This window comes from Hymenobacter sp. UYCo722, from assembly GCF_040547115.1.
Classification (GTDB): Bacteria; Bacteroidota; Bacteroidia; order Cytophagales; family Hymenobacteraceae; genus Hymenobacter.
The window spans coordinates 421,243-436,124 of the sequence record NZ_JBEPPC010000001.1 but is presented as its reverse complement, the minus strand read 5'-3'; the positions used below and the strand labels follow the sequence as shown (position 1 = coordinate 436,124).

Annotated in this window: 10 protein-coding genes, 1 tRNA gene and 1 pseudogene; 2 read left to right on the top strand and 10 right to left on the bottom strand. The window is 59.6% G+C overall.

Annotation, left to right across the window (positions count from 1 at the left end; genetic code table 11):
• Window positions 1-55 precede the first annotated feature (55 nt).
• The 3 genes from rpsO to ABIB44_RS01860 form a co-directional block, all read right to left on the bottom strand.
• Complete coding sequence (gene rpsO / locus ABIB44_RS01870) at window positions 56-331, bottom strand: 30S ribosomal protein S15 (protein WP_208172960.1); 276 nt, start codon at window positions 329-331, stop codon at window positions 56-58.
• A gap of 159 nt (window positions 332-490) precedes the next feature.
• Window positions 491-1,945: an LptF/LptG family permease gene (locus tag ABIB44_RS01865; protein ID WP_354582920.1), complete on the bottom strand. Its 1,455-nt coding sequence runs from the start codon at window positions 1,943-1,945 to the stop codon at window positions 491-493.
• Window positions 1,946-2,056: 111 nt separating this feature from the next.
• Window positions 2,057-2,470: an START-like domain-containing protein gene (locus tag ABIB44_RS01860; protein WP_354582919.1), complete on the bottom strand. Its 414-nt coding sequence runs from the start codon at window positions 2,468-2,470 to the stop codon at window positions 2,057-2,059.
• 130 nt (window positions 2,471-2,600) lie between these two features.
• Between ABIB44_RS01860 and ABIB44_RS01855 the strand changes: the two genes are divergently transcribed.
• Window positions 2,601-2,674: transfer RNA gene (locus ABIB44_RS01855), tRNA-Met, on the top strand.
• Window positions 2,675-2,847: 173 nt separating this feature from the next.
• Here ABIB44_RS01855 and rplT read toward each other — a convergent pair.
• The 5 genes and pseudogenes from rplT to ABIB44_RS01830 all read right to left on the bottom strand — a co-directional run bounded on the left by rplT (window position 2,848) and on the right by ABIB44_RS01830 (window position 7,690).
• A complete protein-coding gene (gene rplT, locus ABIB44_RS01850; RefSeq protein WP_354582918.1) occupies window positions 2,848-3,192 on the bottom strand; it encodes a 50S ribosomal protein L20 in 345 nt (114 codons plus the stop codon).
• A 79-nt stretch (window positions 3,193-3,271) separates the two neighbouring features.
• The gene (gene rpmI, locus ABIB44_RS01845) at window positions 3,272-3,466 is read right to left on the bottom strand and encodes a 50S ribosomal protein L35 (protein ID WP_046242504.1); all 195 of its coding nucleotides are present in this window, start codon (window positions 3,464-3,466) and stop codon (window positions 3,272-3,274) included.
• Between the two features lie 209 nt (window positions 3,467-3,675).
• Window positions 3,676-4,233 (bottom strand): annotated as a pseudogene (infC, locus tag ABIB44_RS01840) (translation initiation factor IF-3); the annotation flags it as partial.
• A 256-nt stretch (window positions 4,234-4,489) separates the two neighbouring features.
• A complete protein-coding gene (gene thrS / locus ABIB44_RS01835) occupies window positions 4,490-6,424 on the bottom strand; it encodes a threonine--tRNA ligase (RefSeq protein WP_354582917.1) in 1,935 nt (644 codons plus the stop codon).
• A gap of 129 nt (window positions 6,425-6,553) precedes the next feature.
• Window positions 6,554-7,690, bottom strand: coding sequence for a tetratricopeptide repeat protein (locus tag ABIB44_RS01830; protein ID WP_354582916.1), 1,137 nt, complete (start codon window positions 7,688-7,690; stop codon window positions 6,554-6,556).
• A gap of 253 nt (window positions 7,691-7,943) precedes the next feature.
• Here ABIB44_RS01830 and ABIB44_RS01825 point away from each other — a divergent pair, with 253 nt between their 5' ends.
• The gene (locus ABIB44_RS01825; protein WP_354582915.1) at window positions 7,944-10,673 is read left to right on the top strand and encodes a T9SS type A sorting domain-containing protein; all 2,730 of its coding nucleotides are present in this window, start codon (window positions 7,944-7,946) and stop codon (window positions 10,671-10,673) included.
• 44 nt (window positions 10,674-10,717) lie between these two features.
• Here ABIB44_RS01825 and ABIB44_RS01820 read toward each other — a convergent pair whose 3' ends face one another.
• Both ABIB44_RS01820 and ABIB44_RS01815 read right to left on the bottom strand, forming a co-directional pair.
• A complete protein-coding gene (locus tag ABIB44_RS01820; protein WP_354582914.1) occupies window positions 10,718-11,575 on the bottom strand; it encodes a tetratricopeptide repeat protein in 858 nt (285 codons plus the stop codon).
• Window positions 11,576-11,914: 339 nt separating this feature from the next.
• Window positions 11,915-14,734, bottom strand: a complete 2,820-nt coding sequence (locus tag ABIB44_RS01815; protein WP_502916483.1) for a DNA gyrase/topoisomerase IV subunit A — start codon at window positions 14,732-14,734, stop codon at window positions 11,915-11,917.
• Window positions 14,735-14,882 lie beyond the last annotated feature (148 nt).

Genomic DNA, 14,882 nt, shown 5'->3' with positions numbered 1-14,882 from the left:
CAAAAAAAGAGTAGGGAACCTTCGTTGGAAGGCTCCCTACTCTCAGATTCTGGACTTACTTACGGATGCCCAGTTCCTTAATGATGGCACGGTAGCGGTTGATTTCGCGGTGCTGCAGGTAATCCAGCATGCTGCGACGCTTACCTACGAGCTTGAGAAGACCCAGACGAGTGCTGTGGTCCTTCTTGTTCACCTTCAGGTGCTCGGTGAGGTGGGTGATGCGGTGCGTGAAGAGAGCGATTTGCGACTCGGCCGAACCAGTATCGGTTTTTACTTTTTGCAGGCTGTTCTTCTCAAAGATGGCCTGTTTTGCTTCGGTATTTAAAATCATCGGCTGATAGGTTTTACCCCGTCTTAGATTTTAGGATGAAAAAAGAAATTTGACTATCCCATACATTGGGGTGCCGCAAAGGTACGAAATTTAAAACCAGGATAAAAGGAAGGTGGCGAGATTTGTCGGTGGCGTAATACTCATCGCACAAGCTGAGGCTTATGCCACTACCTCCTCTTCCGGCTCCGTGATTTTGCGAAGGGCCGGAATGCCTAGTCGCCGCGGCAGCCGCCGCCAGAAGTCGAGTTCAAGCAGGCCCGAATCGTTGTAGGCTTGGTAAAGGAAGAACAAGCCGGCCGGCAGCAGCACCAGGTTCGACATCCACATGCCAACCCCTACCGGCATCACGAACTCGCGCCCATACTTCTCGCCCATGATGCTGAGCACATAATAAACGATAAAAAAGAGGATGGAAATGAGAATGGGGACCCCTAAACCACCTTTTTTAATGATTGAACCCAGCGGCGCACCAATCAGAAACATAAGTAGCACTGCTACCGACTGGGTGTATTTGCGAAATACCTCGATGCGGAACAGCGCCGAATTTCGGGCGTACTCATCTATGCGCTCGGCGTTGGAGCTACTAAAGGCCATTAGGTTGCGCGCCCGGTTCTGCGCCTGCTCCAGGATGGCGCTGGTAACGGGGGCGAGTTTCGCGGACGCCACCTTGATGGCTTCCGACTTGTGGTTGGCCGCTTGACCCGTGGTATCGAAACGGGCAAAAGTATAGTAGGCATTCATTTGCCGGGGAAGTTGCCGCTCTTCCTGATGCAGCTTGCGCTGCACCGAATCCGTCGCCTCGTGCAGCTGCGCGATGTTGAGCATCATGCGATTGGTCGAGAACAACTCTTTCTGCGTGTGGCCCAATCCAAACGAAGCCAACGAAAACGTCACCACGCTTTTATCAAATCCCTGACGGTAAAAGCTGGCCCCGGCGCGGTCCGAAGCATCGGGCTGCTCTACATATTTGTATCCGTGGAACATTTCCAGGCCTAAATAGCCCCCGTTGAAGCGCGTGAACATTCGGCCCGAGTCAGCCAGCATCACCGTGGCGTTGCCCGACTTTTCGGAATTGTCATAAATCATCACCCCGTGCAAGTGGTCGCCGTTCTCGCCGGTTTTCTTATCCACCTTGATGGTGTAGCCGGGAATGCCGCTGTAGAACACGCCTTCCCGAATATCGAGGGCCAGTTTTTGCTGGCGTACGTCCCAGAGCAAGCTGTACGCATTTAGGTTAGCCTTTGGAACAATGTTCTCATTGAACCAGAAAGCACCCACGGCCAACGCGGCCGTGACCAGCAGCACCGGCCGCAAAATACGCGTAAGCGCAATACCCGAAGCCTTAATGGCCGTCAGCTCGTGGTGCTCGCCCAGATTGCCGTAGGTCATCAGCGAGGAAAGCAATACCGCTAGTGGCAAAGAAACCGGCACAATGAGCACACTGAAATAGAACAGCAGCTGCAACAGCACGCCAGTGCCCAAATCCTTCCCAATGATGTCATCAAGGTACTTGAGCAGCGTGTGAGTAAGCAGAATGAACTGCACAACCGCAAAAGTGAGGAGGAAGGGCCCGGCAAAGGCCTTTAGAATGAGCTTATCGAGCTTTTTGAGCATAAACGAAACCTGATGGACGACTCCGGCCGCGAAATACTAACGCACTGAGGCCAAAAAAAGTACCCCGCCGGCCGGGCCGACGGGGTACGCGGTGCCTTTGAATGGGCAAAGTTAGCCCCCTACCTGCTCGCGCAGCTTGGCCACGAGGCCTTCCCACATTTCCTGATGCTCGGCCGGGTCCTGGGCAGTCGAATAATCAACAACCCGCAGATAAACCTCATCGGTAACCTGCGACGAGTCGAGCGAGAACTCCAAGTAATTGGCATCCGTTAGTGGCTGGCGGTGGTCATCGAGAAATACAAAGCGCACGGCGCGGTTCAGGCGCTGGCCCGAAATTTCGGCGTAGTGGTTCTCGTGGTCCCAGATAAAATTGAGACGCTGGCCCTCCACGTAGCGCACATCGTCGCAAAACCACTGCGTCAGGCCCGAGGCCGTAGCCAAGTAGGGGAAAAGAATTTTGGGCGACGCATTGACGGGGAATTCCGCAACGAAGCGTGCTTTCGTTTGAGTATCAGATAAAGCCATTGGAGGAAGTCGAAAATTCGGCACCCCCATTGGATTGTAAACAATGGGGCGCAACATAAAAACAGTGTTTTTTAGCTAGTGGGCTTGCACGGCGGGTTTTCGTTACCTTACCTTTGCACCCACAAAACCCGGCGGGGTAGCTCAGCTGGTTAGAGCACAGGATTCATAACCCTGAGGTCGGCGGTTCGAGCCCGCCTCCCGCTACGTCGAAAACCGTTTCAGCATTGCGCTGGAGCGGTTTTTTTGTTACCGGTCATTGGTACTCGCTGGTCTGCTCCCCCTTATCTTGATTCCCCAAAATGAGAAAGCCTGAAACAAGAAGACGCTGGACCCGCAAAGGGGCCAGCGTCTTCTTGGTCAATAGCGCGCAGGGGCAGTTATTTTACCTTCTCCACGATGCCCCGGAAGGCAGCAGGGTGGTTCAGGGCCAAGTCCGCCAGCACTTTGCGATTGAGTTCGATGCCGGCCTTTTTCAAGCCACCCATCAGCTGCGAGTACGAGAGGCCGTGCTCACGCGCGCCGGCGTTGATACGCTGAATCCAGAGGGCACGGAATTCGCGCTTCTTTACTTTACGGTCGCGGTAAGCATACAAGAGGCCTTTTTCAACGGCATTCTTGGCTACGGTCCACACGTTTTTGCGACGGCCATAGTAGCCTTTCGCCAAACGCATGATTTTCTTACGGCGATGGCGCGAGGCCACATGGTTGACACTTCTTGGCATAACCTTGAGAGTTTTTGGCAGCCGGCGACAGGTTAAGTCTTAGAGCCGGAAGCCTGGTGAAAATTGTATGTTAGTTAACTCAGATGTTGAGCATCTGGCGCACCCGATTCATGTCGGCGCTACTAACCAGGCCGGTGTGGGTCAGGCCCCGCTTCTGCTTGGTCGTCTTCTTGGTCAGAATGTGCGATTTGAAGGCGTGCTTCCGCTTCACCTTGCCCGTTCCGGTGAGCGCAAAGCGCTTCTTAGCACCGGATTTCGTCTTTACTTTCGGCATTGTCGTGGTTGTTGGAGGGTTGGTTGTTGATTGTTGATTGCTGACTGACCAGAGGTCGGGAAGCCATCTTCAACCGGGTAAAACTATTCAGCAGCTTCGGCGGGGGCCGGGGCAGCGTCGGAGGTCTGTTCAGTAGCTTCGGCTTTTGGCTCGGCGGGCTTGGGGGCTTTCGGCTTGGCCTCGGCCGGAGCGGCGGGCTTGGCGGCGGCTTTGGCCACTACCGCCGCCTTGGGGGCAAGGTAGAGAAACATGCGCTTGCCTTCGAGCTTGGGCAACTGCTCTACTTTGGCCAAGTCCTCGAGGGCCTGGGCAAACTTGAGCAGCAGGATTTCACCCCGCTCCTTGAAGACAATGCTCCGGCCAACGAAATGCACGTAGCTTTTGATTTTCGCGCCTTCGCGCAAAAACTCCTGGGCGTGCTTCACCTTGAAGGCAAAGTCGTGCTCGTCGGTGTTGGGGCCGAAGCGGATTTCCTTCAGCACGACCTTGGTCTGCTTGGCCTTAAGCTCGCGGGTCTTCTTTTTCTGCTCGTATTTAAATTTCGAGTAGTCGATGACGCGGCAGACGGGCGGGGTGGCCGTGGGAGAAATCTCAACGAGGTCGAGGTTTTGCTCCTGGGCCATCTTCCGGGCCTGGTCGGTCGGGTAGACACCTTGCTCCACGTTGTCGCCGACGAGGCGCACTTCACGAGCGGTGATTTTCTGGTTGATTTTGAACGGCTCTTCCACCTGCTGGCGGGGCACGTACCGACGGTTCGGGGCTGCTATGGTTTGGTCCTCCTGCGAAAAAAGTGGCGGGGAATGAGATTCTGGGCGGTTCAAGCCGGGCAAGGCCTAGCTATCAGGGGGCAAATATCGGCATTTTTAATTGGAAAAGCAAGGGCAGCGGCCGAAGGAAATCACAGAAGTGCTTAACTCATTGTCATGCCGAACAGAGTGAAGCACCTTATCATACTGGAACGATTTGTCCTGACGCGATAAGGTGCTTCACTCTGTTCAGCATGACAAACTTGATGTCAACAACTTACATCGCCGTTACCATCTGGCTTTGCACGCTGGCCACGAAGTCTTCGAGGGACATGGAGCCGAGGTCGCCTTCGCCGTGGCGGCGCACGGAGATGACGTTGTCCTGGGCTTCCTTCTCGCCTACTACCAGCAGATACGGGATTTTGCCCATTTCGGCATCGCGGATTTTGCGACCGATGCGCTCGTCGCGGCCGTCGACGGTGCCGCGCAATTCGTGCTGCTCCAGCAAGGCCTTCACCTCGTAGGCGTAGTCGCTGTATTTATCGGAAATGGGGAGTACGATGAACTGCTCGGGCGTGAGCCAGAGCGGGAAGTTGCCGCCGCAGTGCTCGATGAGGACGGCCACAAAGCGTTCGAGCGAGCCGAACGGGGCGCGGTGAATCATCACCGGGCGCTGCTTGGAATTGTCGGCGGCGGTGTATTCGAGGTCGAAGCGCTCGGGCAGGTTGTAATCGACCTGGATGGTGCCTAGCTGCCAGCGGCGGCCGATGGCATCGCGCACCATGAAGTCGAGCTTAGGGCCGTAGAAGGCGGCTTCGCCCAGCTCGGTGGTGGTGGTGAGGCCTTTTTCGGCGGCGGCTTCGATGATGGCGCTTTCGGCCAACGCCCAGTTTTCGTCGGTGCCGATGTACTTGGTTTTGTTCTCGGGGTCGCGCAGCGAAATCTGGGCGGTGAAATCGTTAAAATCGAGCGCCTTGAGCACGTAGAGCACGATGTCAATCACCTTCATGAACTCGTCCTTCACCTGATCGGGGCGGCAGAACAGGTGGGCATCATCCTGCGTGAAGCCGCGCACGCGGGTAAGGCCGTGCAGCTCGCCCGACTGCTCATAACGGTACACGGTGCCGAACTCGGCGAAGCGCACGGGCAGGTCGCGGTAGCTGCGGGGCTCGGTTTTATAGATTTCGCAGTGGTGCGGGCAGTTCATCGGCTTGAGGAAGAATTCCTCGCCGGGGTTGGGCGTTTTGATGGGCTGGAAGGAGTCGGCCCCGTACTTCTCGTAGTGGCCGCTGGTCACGTACAGCTCTTTGGAGCCGATGTGGGGCGTGACGACGGGTTGGTAGCCGGCCTTCACTTGGGCTTTGCGCAGGAACTGTTCGAGGCGCTCGCGCAGGGCGGTGCCTTTGGGCAGCCACAGGGGCAGCCCCGCTCCTACTTTCTCGGAAAAAGCAAACAGCTTGAGCTCTTTGCCGAGTTTGCGGTGGTCGCGGCGCTTGGCTTCTTCGAGGCGCTCGAGGTACTCGGTGAGGTCCTTGGCCTTGGGGAAGGTGATGCCGTACACGCGGGTCAGCTGCTGGCGGTTGGCGTCGCCGCGCCAGAATACGCCACCCACGTTCATCAGCTTGGCGGCTTTGATGGTGCCGGTGTCGGGGATGTGCGGGCCGCGGCAGAGGTCGGTGAAGTTGCCCTGCGTGTAGAAGGTGATGCTGCCGTCCTCTAAGTTTTCGAGCAGCTCGAGCTTGTAGGGGTCCTGCTTGTCGGTGAAGTAGGTGATGGCATCGGCTTTCGAGACGTCCTTGCGCTCGTAGCGGCTTTTGGTTTTGGCCAGCTCCAGCATCTTCTTCTCGATTTCGGGGAAGTCTTCGCTGCTGATGCTGCGGCCTTCGCCGAGGTCAACGTCGTAGTAGAAACCGTTTTCGATGGCCGGGCCGATGGCCAGCTTCACGCCGGGGTACAGGGCTTCGAGCGCCTCGGCCATAAGGTGGGCCGAGGAATGCCAGTAGGTGGATTTGCCGGCGTCGTCGTTCCAAGTGAGAATGCTGACGGTAGCGTTGTCGGGCAGGGCACGGTGCAGGTCGCGCACGTCGCCGTTCACGGTGACGGCGAGGGCGTTGCGGGCGAGGCCTTCGGAGATGCTGGCGGCGACGTCGTAGCCGGTCGCGCCGTCGGGCAGCTGGCGCTGGGAGCCGTCGGGGAGGGTGATGTTGAGCATAATACTAAGTAAAAGGCCCCGCTTGGGGCAGGCAGGGCGCAAGTTAGCACTTGCGCCGGGAGAGCGGGATATTTTTTCAATCCTGAAAACCCCACGAACCTGAAAAGCCCGGCGTTGGTGAAGGTGCCGCTACTGCGCCGGTACCGGGTTCAACACGTTTACCGGGGCCAGCGGTTCTAAGGCCATTGGGCGGGCCGGCCGGCGTACGGCGCGCCGCGCGCTGCGGCGCAGGCTGTCGGGCAGCGTCGCATCTCCCATTTTCCAGGCCTTAAAGGTCCAATGCTGGTTGCCCGGGTTTTCGGCCACCAGCAGGCGGTACTGGGCCAGGGCTTCGGGCAAACGGTTTTGAACTTCGAGCGCTTCGGCGAGCAGGACGCGGGCTTGGGGCAGGCGCGGGTTGCGGCGCAGGGCGCGGGCCATGTGCGCCACCACAGCGGCCGGCTGGCGGGTTTTGGCGGCAGCCAGGCCCAAGCGGTAGTCGGCCCGGTACACGGTGGTGTCGAGCACCAAGGCGCGGCGGTAGTACCACAAGGCGCTGTCGGGGTGGCCCTGCAACTCCAGCTGCCGGCCATAGTCGTAGCGCAGCTGGCCGGAAGCGGTATCGAGCTTCATGCCCTGCGCGGCATAGCGGGCGGCATCGGCCGGAATGCGCCAGGCGTTCAGCAGAAAAGCCAGCTGATGCAAAATCTCGGGCTCGCGGGGGTCGCGGGCCAACGCATCCTGGAGGTATTGCACGGCGGTGCTGGTGTCGTTGGAAGCAGCATAAGCCAAGCCTTTGTAGAAGAGGGCCGCCGGCTGGTCGGGGTCGAGGCGCAGGGTACGGTCAAGGTTGTCGAGGGCGGCGGGATAGTTGCGGGCGGCCAGATGGGTTTCGCCCACCAGCAGCGGCAGCTCGGGGCCTCCAAAACCATGGCCGGCCGCCTGGCGCGCGGCGGATAAGGCTTCGTCGAGCTGGCCCAAAGCACGGTAGGCGCGAGCTTGCAGGAAGTAAAGATTACCGTCGGCGTCGTCGATACCGAGCGCCCGGACCACATCGGCCAGGGCGGCGCGGGGCTGGCCGGCGGCAAGCCGCAGGGAGGCACGGCGGGCGAGCAGGGCCGTATTGCGCGGCTCGCGCTGAATGGCCCCGTTCAGCTCGTCGGCCTGCACGCGGGGGCCGCTTTGCACGGTTGCGAGGTCGATAAGCGTATCGGCCCGCTCGGCTGGCGCTGCCTGGCAGCCGGCGAGCAGGCACAGTAGCCAAAGAAAATGGCGGGAGATTAACATAGGTAACGGCAACTAAAACTCGTTCAAAAGTAGCAGCTTCAAATCGTTGTACTGCCTGGAAGCGAAAACGGAAGGTTAGCGCTACAGCAGCTTATCAGCAGATTTTGGTCAGATAATGATAACTGCAACAGCGTACGGAAGCACCCTGACATGCTGATTAATAACATGCTTTTTACACAGCAGAAACTATTCGCATTACCTTTTCCCTTGGTAGCTTTGCAAGGGGGCCTTTTCCGCCACACAACTATTGTAAATGAAGCACATTCTACCAACTAACCTATTGCGCCAAGGACTGGCGGTAGGGTTAATCGGCCTGTTTTATTCAGGCAGCTATTACTTGGCGCAGCCGCCTCGGGATGATAAGAAAGCAGCATTTGCGGAGCGGCTTTTGGAAAGCGAAGCCGATGAGGAAGGTGATGAGGACGACGACCGCGTTTTCAATGACCGCCCCGACCTCGCCTTGGAGCAGGAGCTGGACCTCACGCGCGACCCTGCCTCCGGCCTGGTTCCCCGGCAGCGGCTGCTAGCCGCCGCACGCTACAACGAAACTATGCTGGCGGCGCGAGCCGGCCAACGGCCAACGGCAGGCGTGCTATCCAACGCGACCTGGACAGAGCGCGGGCCCTCAAACGTGGCCGGACGCGTGCTAAGCCTGTTGGTTGACCCCAGCGATGCCAGCGGCAATACCATCTGGGCCGGTTCGGCCGGCGGCGGCCTTTGGAAGGCTACCAACGCCACCACTGGTAGCATCCAGTGGAAGAACGTTAACTCGTTTCTGACCAACCTGGCGGTTACGACCATCGCGGCGGGCCCGGCATCGCGCCCACCGGCCCTTTATTGCGGCACCGGGGAAGGATACTTTAATGCCGACGCCATTCAGGGCGCAGGCATCTGGAAATCGACCGACGGCGGCACCACCTGGGCGCAGCTGGTCAGCACCAACAATGTCATCTTTGCCTACGTGCAGAAAGTGCTGGTGCACCCGGTTTCGGGCGACGTGTACGCGGCGACCCGCAGTGGCCTTTGGCGCAGCCAGAACGGCGGCAGCACCTGGACCCAGGTACTGGGCCTGGGCGTGGCCCCGGCAACAGCCACGGGTCGCGTAGCCGATATTGAAATTGGTGCTGACAACACGCTGTTTGTGACGATGGGTATTTTCTCCACCGATGGCATCTACCGCTCAGCCACCGGCGATGCCGGCTCCTGGACCAAGCTCAACACCCTAACCGGCTCGGGCTTGCCCACTACCGGCTACCAGCGCATTGAAGTGGCCTGCGCCCCGTCCGATGCCAACCGTGTGTATGCGCTGTTTCAGTCATCGGCCACCGGGACTCCCCTGCTGAACATCTTCCGCTCGCTAGATAAGGGGGATACCTGGGTGGCCATGGCCCGCCCTGGTGCAACGGCCACCGACCCAACTTACGATTTCACCAGAGGGCAGAGCTGGTATGACTTAGCCGCGGCCGTGTCGCCAGCCGACCCGAATGCCTTGTACGTAGGGGGAATAGACCTGTGGTTTACCAGCGAAGCGGGCAAAGCCAAAGCCGACAGCGTAACCTGGGACCACGAGTCGAACTGGACCGCAGCTACTTCTTCCATCTACTATGTGCACGCCGACCACCATGCCATTGCTTTTGTGCCCACTACGGTGGCCCCAGCCAACAAGGCTTTTTTTGGCAGTGACGGCGGGGTAGCTTATTCGGCCGATGCCTCCATCAGCAATGCCAACGAGCCCCAGTTCAGCCAGCGTAACACCGGCCTCAATGTGACGCAGTTCTACGCGCTGGCCATGCACCCAACCAACGCAAACTACTTTTTGGCCGGCGCGCAGGATAATGGAACCCAACGATTCACGGCTGCGGGTATAAACTCGACTACGATGGCCACGGGCGGCGATGGCGGGCTCTGCGCCATCGACCAGGACAACCCGGCTATCCAGTTCACAAGCTACGTTTACAATCAGTACCGGCGCTCGCTCAACGGCGGCGCTAGCTTCACGAACTTCAATATAAGTACCTCACTCGGCTCCTTCATCAACCCCTGGGAATACGATAGCCAGAGCAACATCCTGTACGCCTGCCACAATAACGATACCTACCTGGCCTGGACTAATGCCGGCGACCCCACGGCTACCACCGCCACCACCATTCTCCCCAGCCTAGGTACCGGAATGGGCAAGGTGACCCATATCGCGGTGTCGCCGCTTATCCGCAAGCGCATCTACGTCGGCACTAATTCCGGCCGGGTGTTGCTCGTCGACAGTGCGCATACGCTCACGCCGGTGGTGCGCACGCTGCGCCCCGGCACGGCCGGCACCTCTGTGTCGTGCGTAGCCGTCGACCCAACCAACGAGAAACACCTGCTCGTAACGTATTCAAATTATGGCATCGTGAGCGTTTATGAAACCCGCGATGCCGACGCCGCTACCCCGACCTGGACCAGCGTGGAGGGAGCCTTGCCCGACATGCCGGTACGCTGGGCCCTGTTCGACCCGCGCAACCCCGGCCGGGCCATGCTCGCCACCGAAATGGGCGTGTACTCGACCGAGCTGCTCGACGGTGCCGCCACGGCGTGGGCACCCGCCAGCAGCGGCCTGGCCTACACCCGCGTCGATATGCTGCGCTACCGCCCGGGCGACCAAATGGTAGCAGCTGCCACCCACGGCCGGGGCCTGTTTACCTCCGATGCTTTCTATTCCGCATCAACGCTGGCAGCCAAGCCGACGGCTGCTGACCTCTTCACGTCGGCTTACCCCAACCCATTCAGCAGTGAGCTAAACCTGGACCTGGCCCCCACCGCCGCACGCATGCCTACTGCGGCCTACCTGGCCGATGCCCTGGGCCGGCGCGTGTTCTCGGCCACCGTGCAGCCTGCCAATGGAGCATTGCACCTCACGGTGCCGGCCTCGGTGGCACCGGGCAACTATACGCTGGTCATCAGCCAAGCTGGCCGGCAAACCAGCCGCCGTGTGACGAAGCAATAAGCAGCCGATTCGGCCAGCAAAAAGCCCTGATGAACAACTGTTCGTCAGGGCTTTTTGCTGGCCGAATCGGCTGGAGTTGGGGCGAGGGAAGTGGGGGTATTCTCGGGCAAGGCCTGCACCGGTGGCTTTAGTTTTTCGCCCAGTCGGGCGCGCTGGCGCTGGCGGCGGGCATCGGCACGAAGCAGCGGCGGCAGTAGCTTGCTGCACAAGCGTAGAATCACCAGGTCTTCGCTGGTGATGGGCGCGATTCTCTGGGCCGCTTCGAGGGTCGCAATGGCTCGGCGGCGGCGGCCCTGATACTTGTACATCCGGGCCAGGTCGTAGTGCATCGGCAGGCTCCGTGGTGCCAGGGTCAGCGCTTTTTCGAGGTCGTCCATGGCTTCGCGGCTGTCGCCGCCTTCAGGCACTCCCCCCAGCAGCAACTTGCTGTAGAGGCGTTCGAGCACATTGTAGTGGGCCAATCGGTATTGCCAACGGCCAAGCAGCTGCCAGGCCTCGGCTAAATCGGGCCGGTGCTCAGTAGCCAGGTATACGTGCGAACGTATTTCGCGGAAGGCTTCGAGCCGTGCGCCCGCCTTGTATAAGGTGGCCTGGTTGAATAAGGCCAGCGCCACGGCATAGTTGCTTTCGCCGCCTTCGGGGCGCAAGGCCAAGGCGCGGTCGGCATACTGGCGGGCCGCATCGAAATAAGCTGACTTGCGGGTTTCGTCCGAATAGCGGGACCCGATTTTCACGCTTAACACAGCCGCCTGCCACAGGGCCAGGTAATGCTGCGAATTAATTTTGAGCACCTCCTGGTACACGCCCAGCGCTTCCGAATCTTTGAAAGCATTAGCCAGCGCCGCCGCCTGAAACAGCTTGGTCCGCACGGCGGGCGGGTCGGCCGGCGACTCGGGGGCCACAACCTGAACAGGTTTCGCCAGCTTCGTTTTCGAAGCGGCGCTTGACCGGACTTGCGCAATTACCGGCAATTCCGGGGCACCTATCAGCAAAGCCACGGTACCGCCAACTACCCCAGCCGACAACCGGGACGCACGGAACAACCTCAACCAAGCAAATGTGGGCATAGCAGCAAATAAACGGGCTGGCCCGCAAACGCGGAAGGTCCGCATCAGGTTCGGCCAACGCATCGGCGGCAGGGCAATGCACCCCCAATTTCCAGTCCGGCTAGGCAGCATAATCACCTGCTGCCGTGATACCACGACTCCGAATTCAAAATTTGGGCACGCCCCCCTCCCACCCTAAAACAGTCCCAGCTGCGCCTTGGGCCGTTTCAGAAGTTCCTGGGCGCGCGCTACATCCTCCGCCGTGATGTCGACCGGGCCCTGCGGCTCGGCGGCCGGGCCCTCGGCGGGCTTGCCGGTGGGTGCCGGGGCCACGCGCTTCTTCACCTCGCGGCGCTGGGGCTCGGGGCCTTCGCCGGTGAGCAAGTCGAGGCTATTGATGCGGAAGTAATTGAGCTTGTTGCCCATGGCCTTCCAGCCTTTCACATCGATAAACCCGTGGAGGGGAATCTTTTCAGCTTCCTTTTCGGCCTTCTTGTCCCGTTGGAATTTCACTTCCACCACCGGCTCGGGGTTGGCCGTAGCAGCTAACATTTTCGAACCCTTGGCCTCCGAAATGAACAGGAAGCGCTTATCAAGCGTGCTGGTTTCAATTTTGAACCGCTTCACGTAATGAATTTTCGTCTCCCCCTCCACATACACCGTGCTGATAACCGTGTCGGGCTCCAGCTTGCGCAGCAGTACAATGTTGGGCACGTCGAAGTGCAGGGCCGGGTCGGCGGCTTTCAGCTCGTAGCTGCCATCCTTGTACACCACCAGCACCGTATTATCGGTGTCGAACGTGCCCAGGTAGCGGCCGTGGCCGGTGTGGTTGAGCTTGGCCACCACGCTATCGAAGAAGACTTCGCGGCCGCCCAGCGTCGAGTCGCCCAACGATTTCTGGGTGATTTTTTTGATGGGCTGCTTGGTAACGATGTTGCCCATCGAGCCCTTGCCCTTGATGGCCAGCTCGGCGAAGTCGAAGTCGAACTGCTTCACCCGGGCCGGGGCCTTGTCCGAAAGCAGCACGTTCACAATTTCCGACTCTGAGTTAGGGTTAGCCGTGAGATACAACGATTTACTCCCCTTTGTACCCTTAGTGAGGTCGTAGGATTTATCGCGCGTAATGCCCGACACCAGAAAGCGCTTGGCGAACGAAATACCCGAGGCCCCGTCGATGTACACCATGTTGTACACCAGCCGGTCGTCGTTCTTGTTGTACACGCCCACGTGGATGATGTCCTTGCCCACGAAGGTCTTATCGCCGATTTTGGTCACCATAAACGTACCGTCGCGCTTAATGGCGATGATGTCGTCGAGGTCGGAGCAGTCGCACACAAATTCGTCCTTTTTCAGGCCGTAGCCCACGAAGCCGTCGGCCCGGTTCACGTAGAGCTTCTGGTTGGCGATGGCCACTTTCTGGGCCGTCACCACGTCGAAGGTGCGGAGCTGGGTTTTGCGCTCGCGGCCCGCGCCGTACTTTTTGAGCAGACCCTCGAAGTAAGCAATGGCATAGCGCGTGAGGTTGGCCAGGTGGTCGGCTACCTCGGCCAGCTCGTCGGTGAGGCGCTGCAAGTACTCATCGGCCTTGAAGCCGTCGAATTTTGAGATGCGCTTGATGCGGATTTCGGTCAGGCGCGTAAAGTCGTCCTCCGTCAGCGGGCGGCGCAGCACAATGCGCGGGTCGTCGGACTTAGCCTTCTCGCCTTCGATGCGCACAAACTTGCGCAGGCCCTTCTCAATCGTTTCGAGAATTTCGGCCCAGGTTTCGCACTCCTCAATCTTGCGGTAAATGCGGTTTTCGATAAAAATCTTTTCCAGTGAAGCGTTGTGCCAACGCTCCCATAGTTCTTCCTGCCGGATTTCGAGCTCGCGCTCCAGCAGGCGGAGGGTAGCCCGGGTGCTCTGGCGCAGCACGTCCTCCACCCCCACGAAGCGGGGCTTGTCGTCGATGATGACGCAGGTGTTGGGCGAGATGCTGATTTCGCAGTCGGTGAAGGCATAGAGCGCGTCCATCGTCAGGTCGGGGCTCACGCCAGTGGGCAGCTGCACCTGAATCTCCACGTTGGCGGCCGTGTTGTCGACTACCTTCTTAATCTTGATTTTGTTGGCCTCGCTTGCCTTCACAATGCTCTCCATCAGCGCCGTCGTGGTCGAGCCGTAGGGAATATCGCGGATGATGAGCAGGGTTTTATCGACTTTCTCGATGGTAGCACGCAGGCGAATGCGGGCCCCGCGCATGCCGGAGTTGTAGTTGCTCACATCGGCTAGGCCGCCGGTCGAAAAGTCCGGAAACAGCTGCACCTCGCGGCCCCGCAGCACGTCGATGCTGGCCTTGCACAGTTCGCGGAAGTTGTGGGGCATAATCTTGGTGCTCAGGCCCACGGCGATGCCCTCCACGCCCTGCGCCAATAGCAGCGGGAACTTCACGGGCAGCGTGGTGGGCTCGCGCTTGCGGCCGTCGTAGCTCAGCTGCCACTCGGTGGTGTCGGGGTTGAATACCACGTCGAGGGCAAATTTGCTCAGGCGGGCTTCGATGTAGCGCGGGGCAGCCGCGCCGTCGCCGGTGCGCACGTCGCCCCAGTTGCCCTGGGTTTCGATGAGCAGGTCCTTCTGGCCCAGGTTCACCATGGCATCGCCGATGCTGGCGTCGCCGTGCGGGTGGTACTGCATGGTCTGGCCGATAACATTGGCCACCTTGTTGAAGCGGCCGTCGTCCATCTCCTTCATCGCGTGCAGAATGCGGCGCTGCACGGGCTTTAGGCCATCCTCGATAGCCGGCACGGCGCGCTCCAGAATCACGTAGCTGGCGTAGTCCAGGAACCAGTTCTGGTACATGCCGCGCACCGTGGCCACGTCGTGAATGGTTTCGCCGGGGGCAAACTTGGGTTCCTCCTCGGTCAGCTCTTCGGCCGGAATGGGTTCGGCCACTGGCGCTACCGGTACCAGGCCAAACAGGTCGGCCGAAGGCGGCGCTTCGTCGCCCTCATCGGTCGACGGGTCATTATTTTCGTCCATACCCAACACCTCACCGGTCGCATCGGAGGATTCAGTCGGCTCCTGCGCGTCGGCATCGGCGGCGGGTGAAAAGGCCGAAAGGTCGAAATCTACCGAGTCGCCGGGCTGCAGAAAGTGTTGGTCGGGTGCGTCGGAAGCGGGAGTATCA

Bases quoted from the DNA above. Each gene is read 5' to 3' on its own strand.
- rpsO (WP_208172960.1), bottom strand. From the start codon at position 331: ATGATTTTAAATACCGAAGCAAAACAGGCCATCTTTGAGAAGAACAGC.
- ABIB44_RS01865 (WP_354582920.1), bottom strand. From the start codon at position 1,945: ATGCTCAAAAAGCTCGATAAGCTCATTCTAAAGGCCTTTGCCGGGCCC.
- ABIB44_RS01860 (WP_354582919.1), bottom strand. From the start codon at position 2,470: ATGGCTTTATCTGATACTCAAACGAAAGCACGCTTCGTTGCGGAATTC.
- rplT (WP_354582918.1), bottom strand. From the start codon at position 3,192: ATGCCAAGAAGTGTCAACCATGTGGCCTCGCGCCATCGCCGTAAGAAA.
- rpmI (WP_046242504.1), bottom strand. From the start codon at position 3,466: ATGCCGAAAGTAAAGACGAAATCCGGTGCTAAGAAGCGCTTTGCGCTC.
- thrS (WP_354582917.1), bottom strand. From the start codon at position 6,424: ATGCTCAACATCACCCTCCCCGACGGCTCCCAGCGCCAGCTGCCCGAC.
- ABIB44_RS01830 (WP_354582916.1), bottom strand. From the start codon at position 7,690: ATGTTAATCTCCCGCCATTTTCTTTGGCTACTGTGCCTGCTCGCCGGC.
- ABIB44_RS01825 (WP_354582915.1), top strand. From the start codon at position 7,944: ATGAAGCACATTCTACCAACTAACCTATTGCGCCAAGGACTGGCGGTA.
- ABIB44_RS01815 (WP_502916483.1), bottom strand. From the start codon at position 14,734: ATGGACGAAAATAATGACCCGTCGACCGATGAGGGCGACGAAGCGCCG.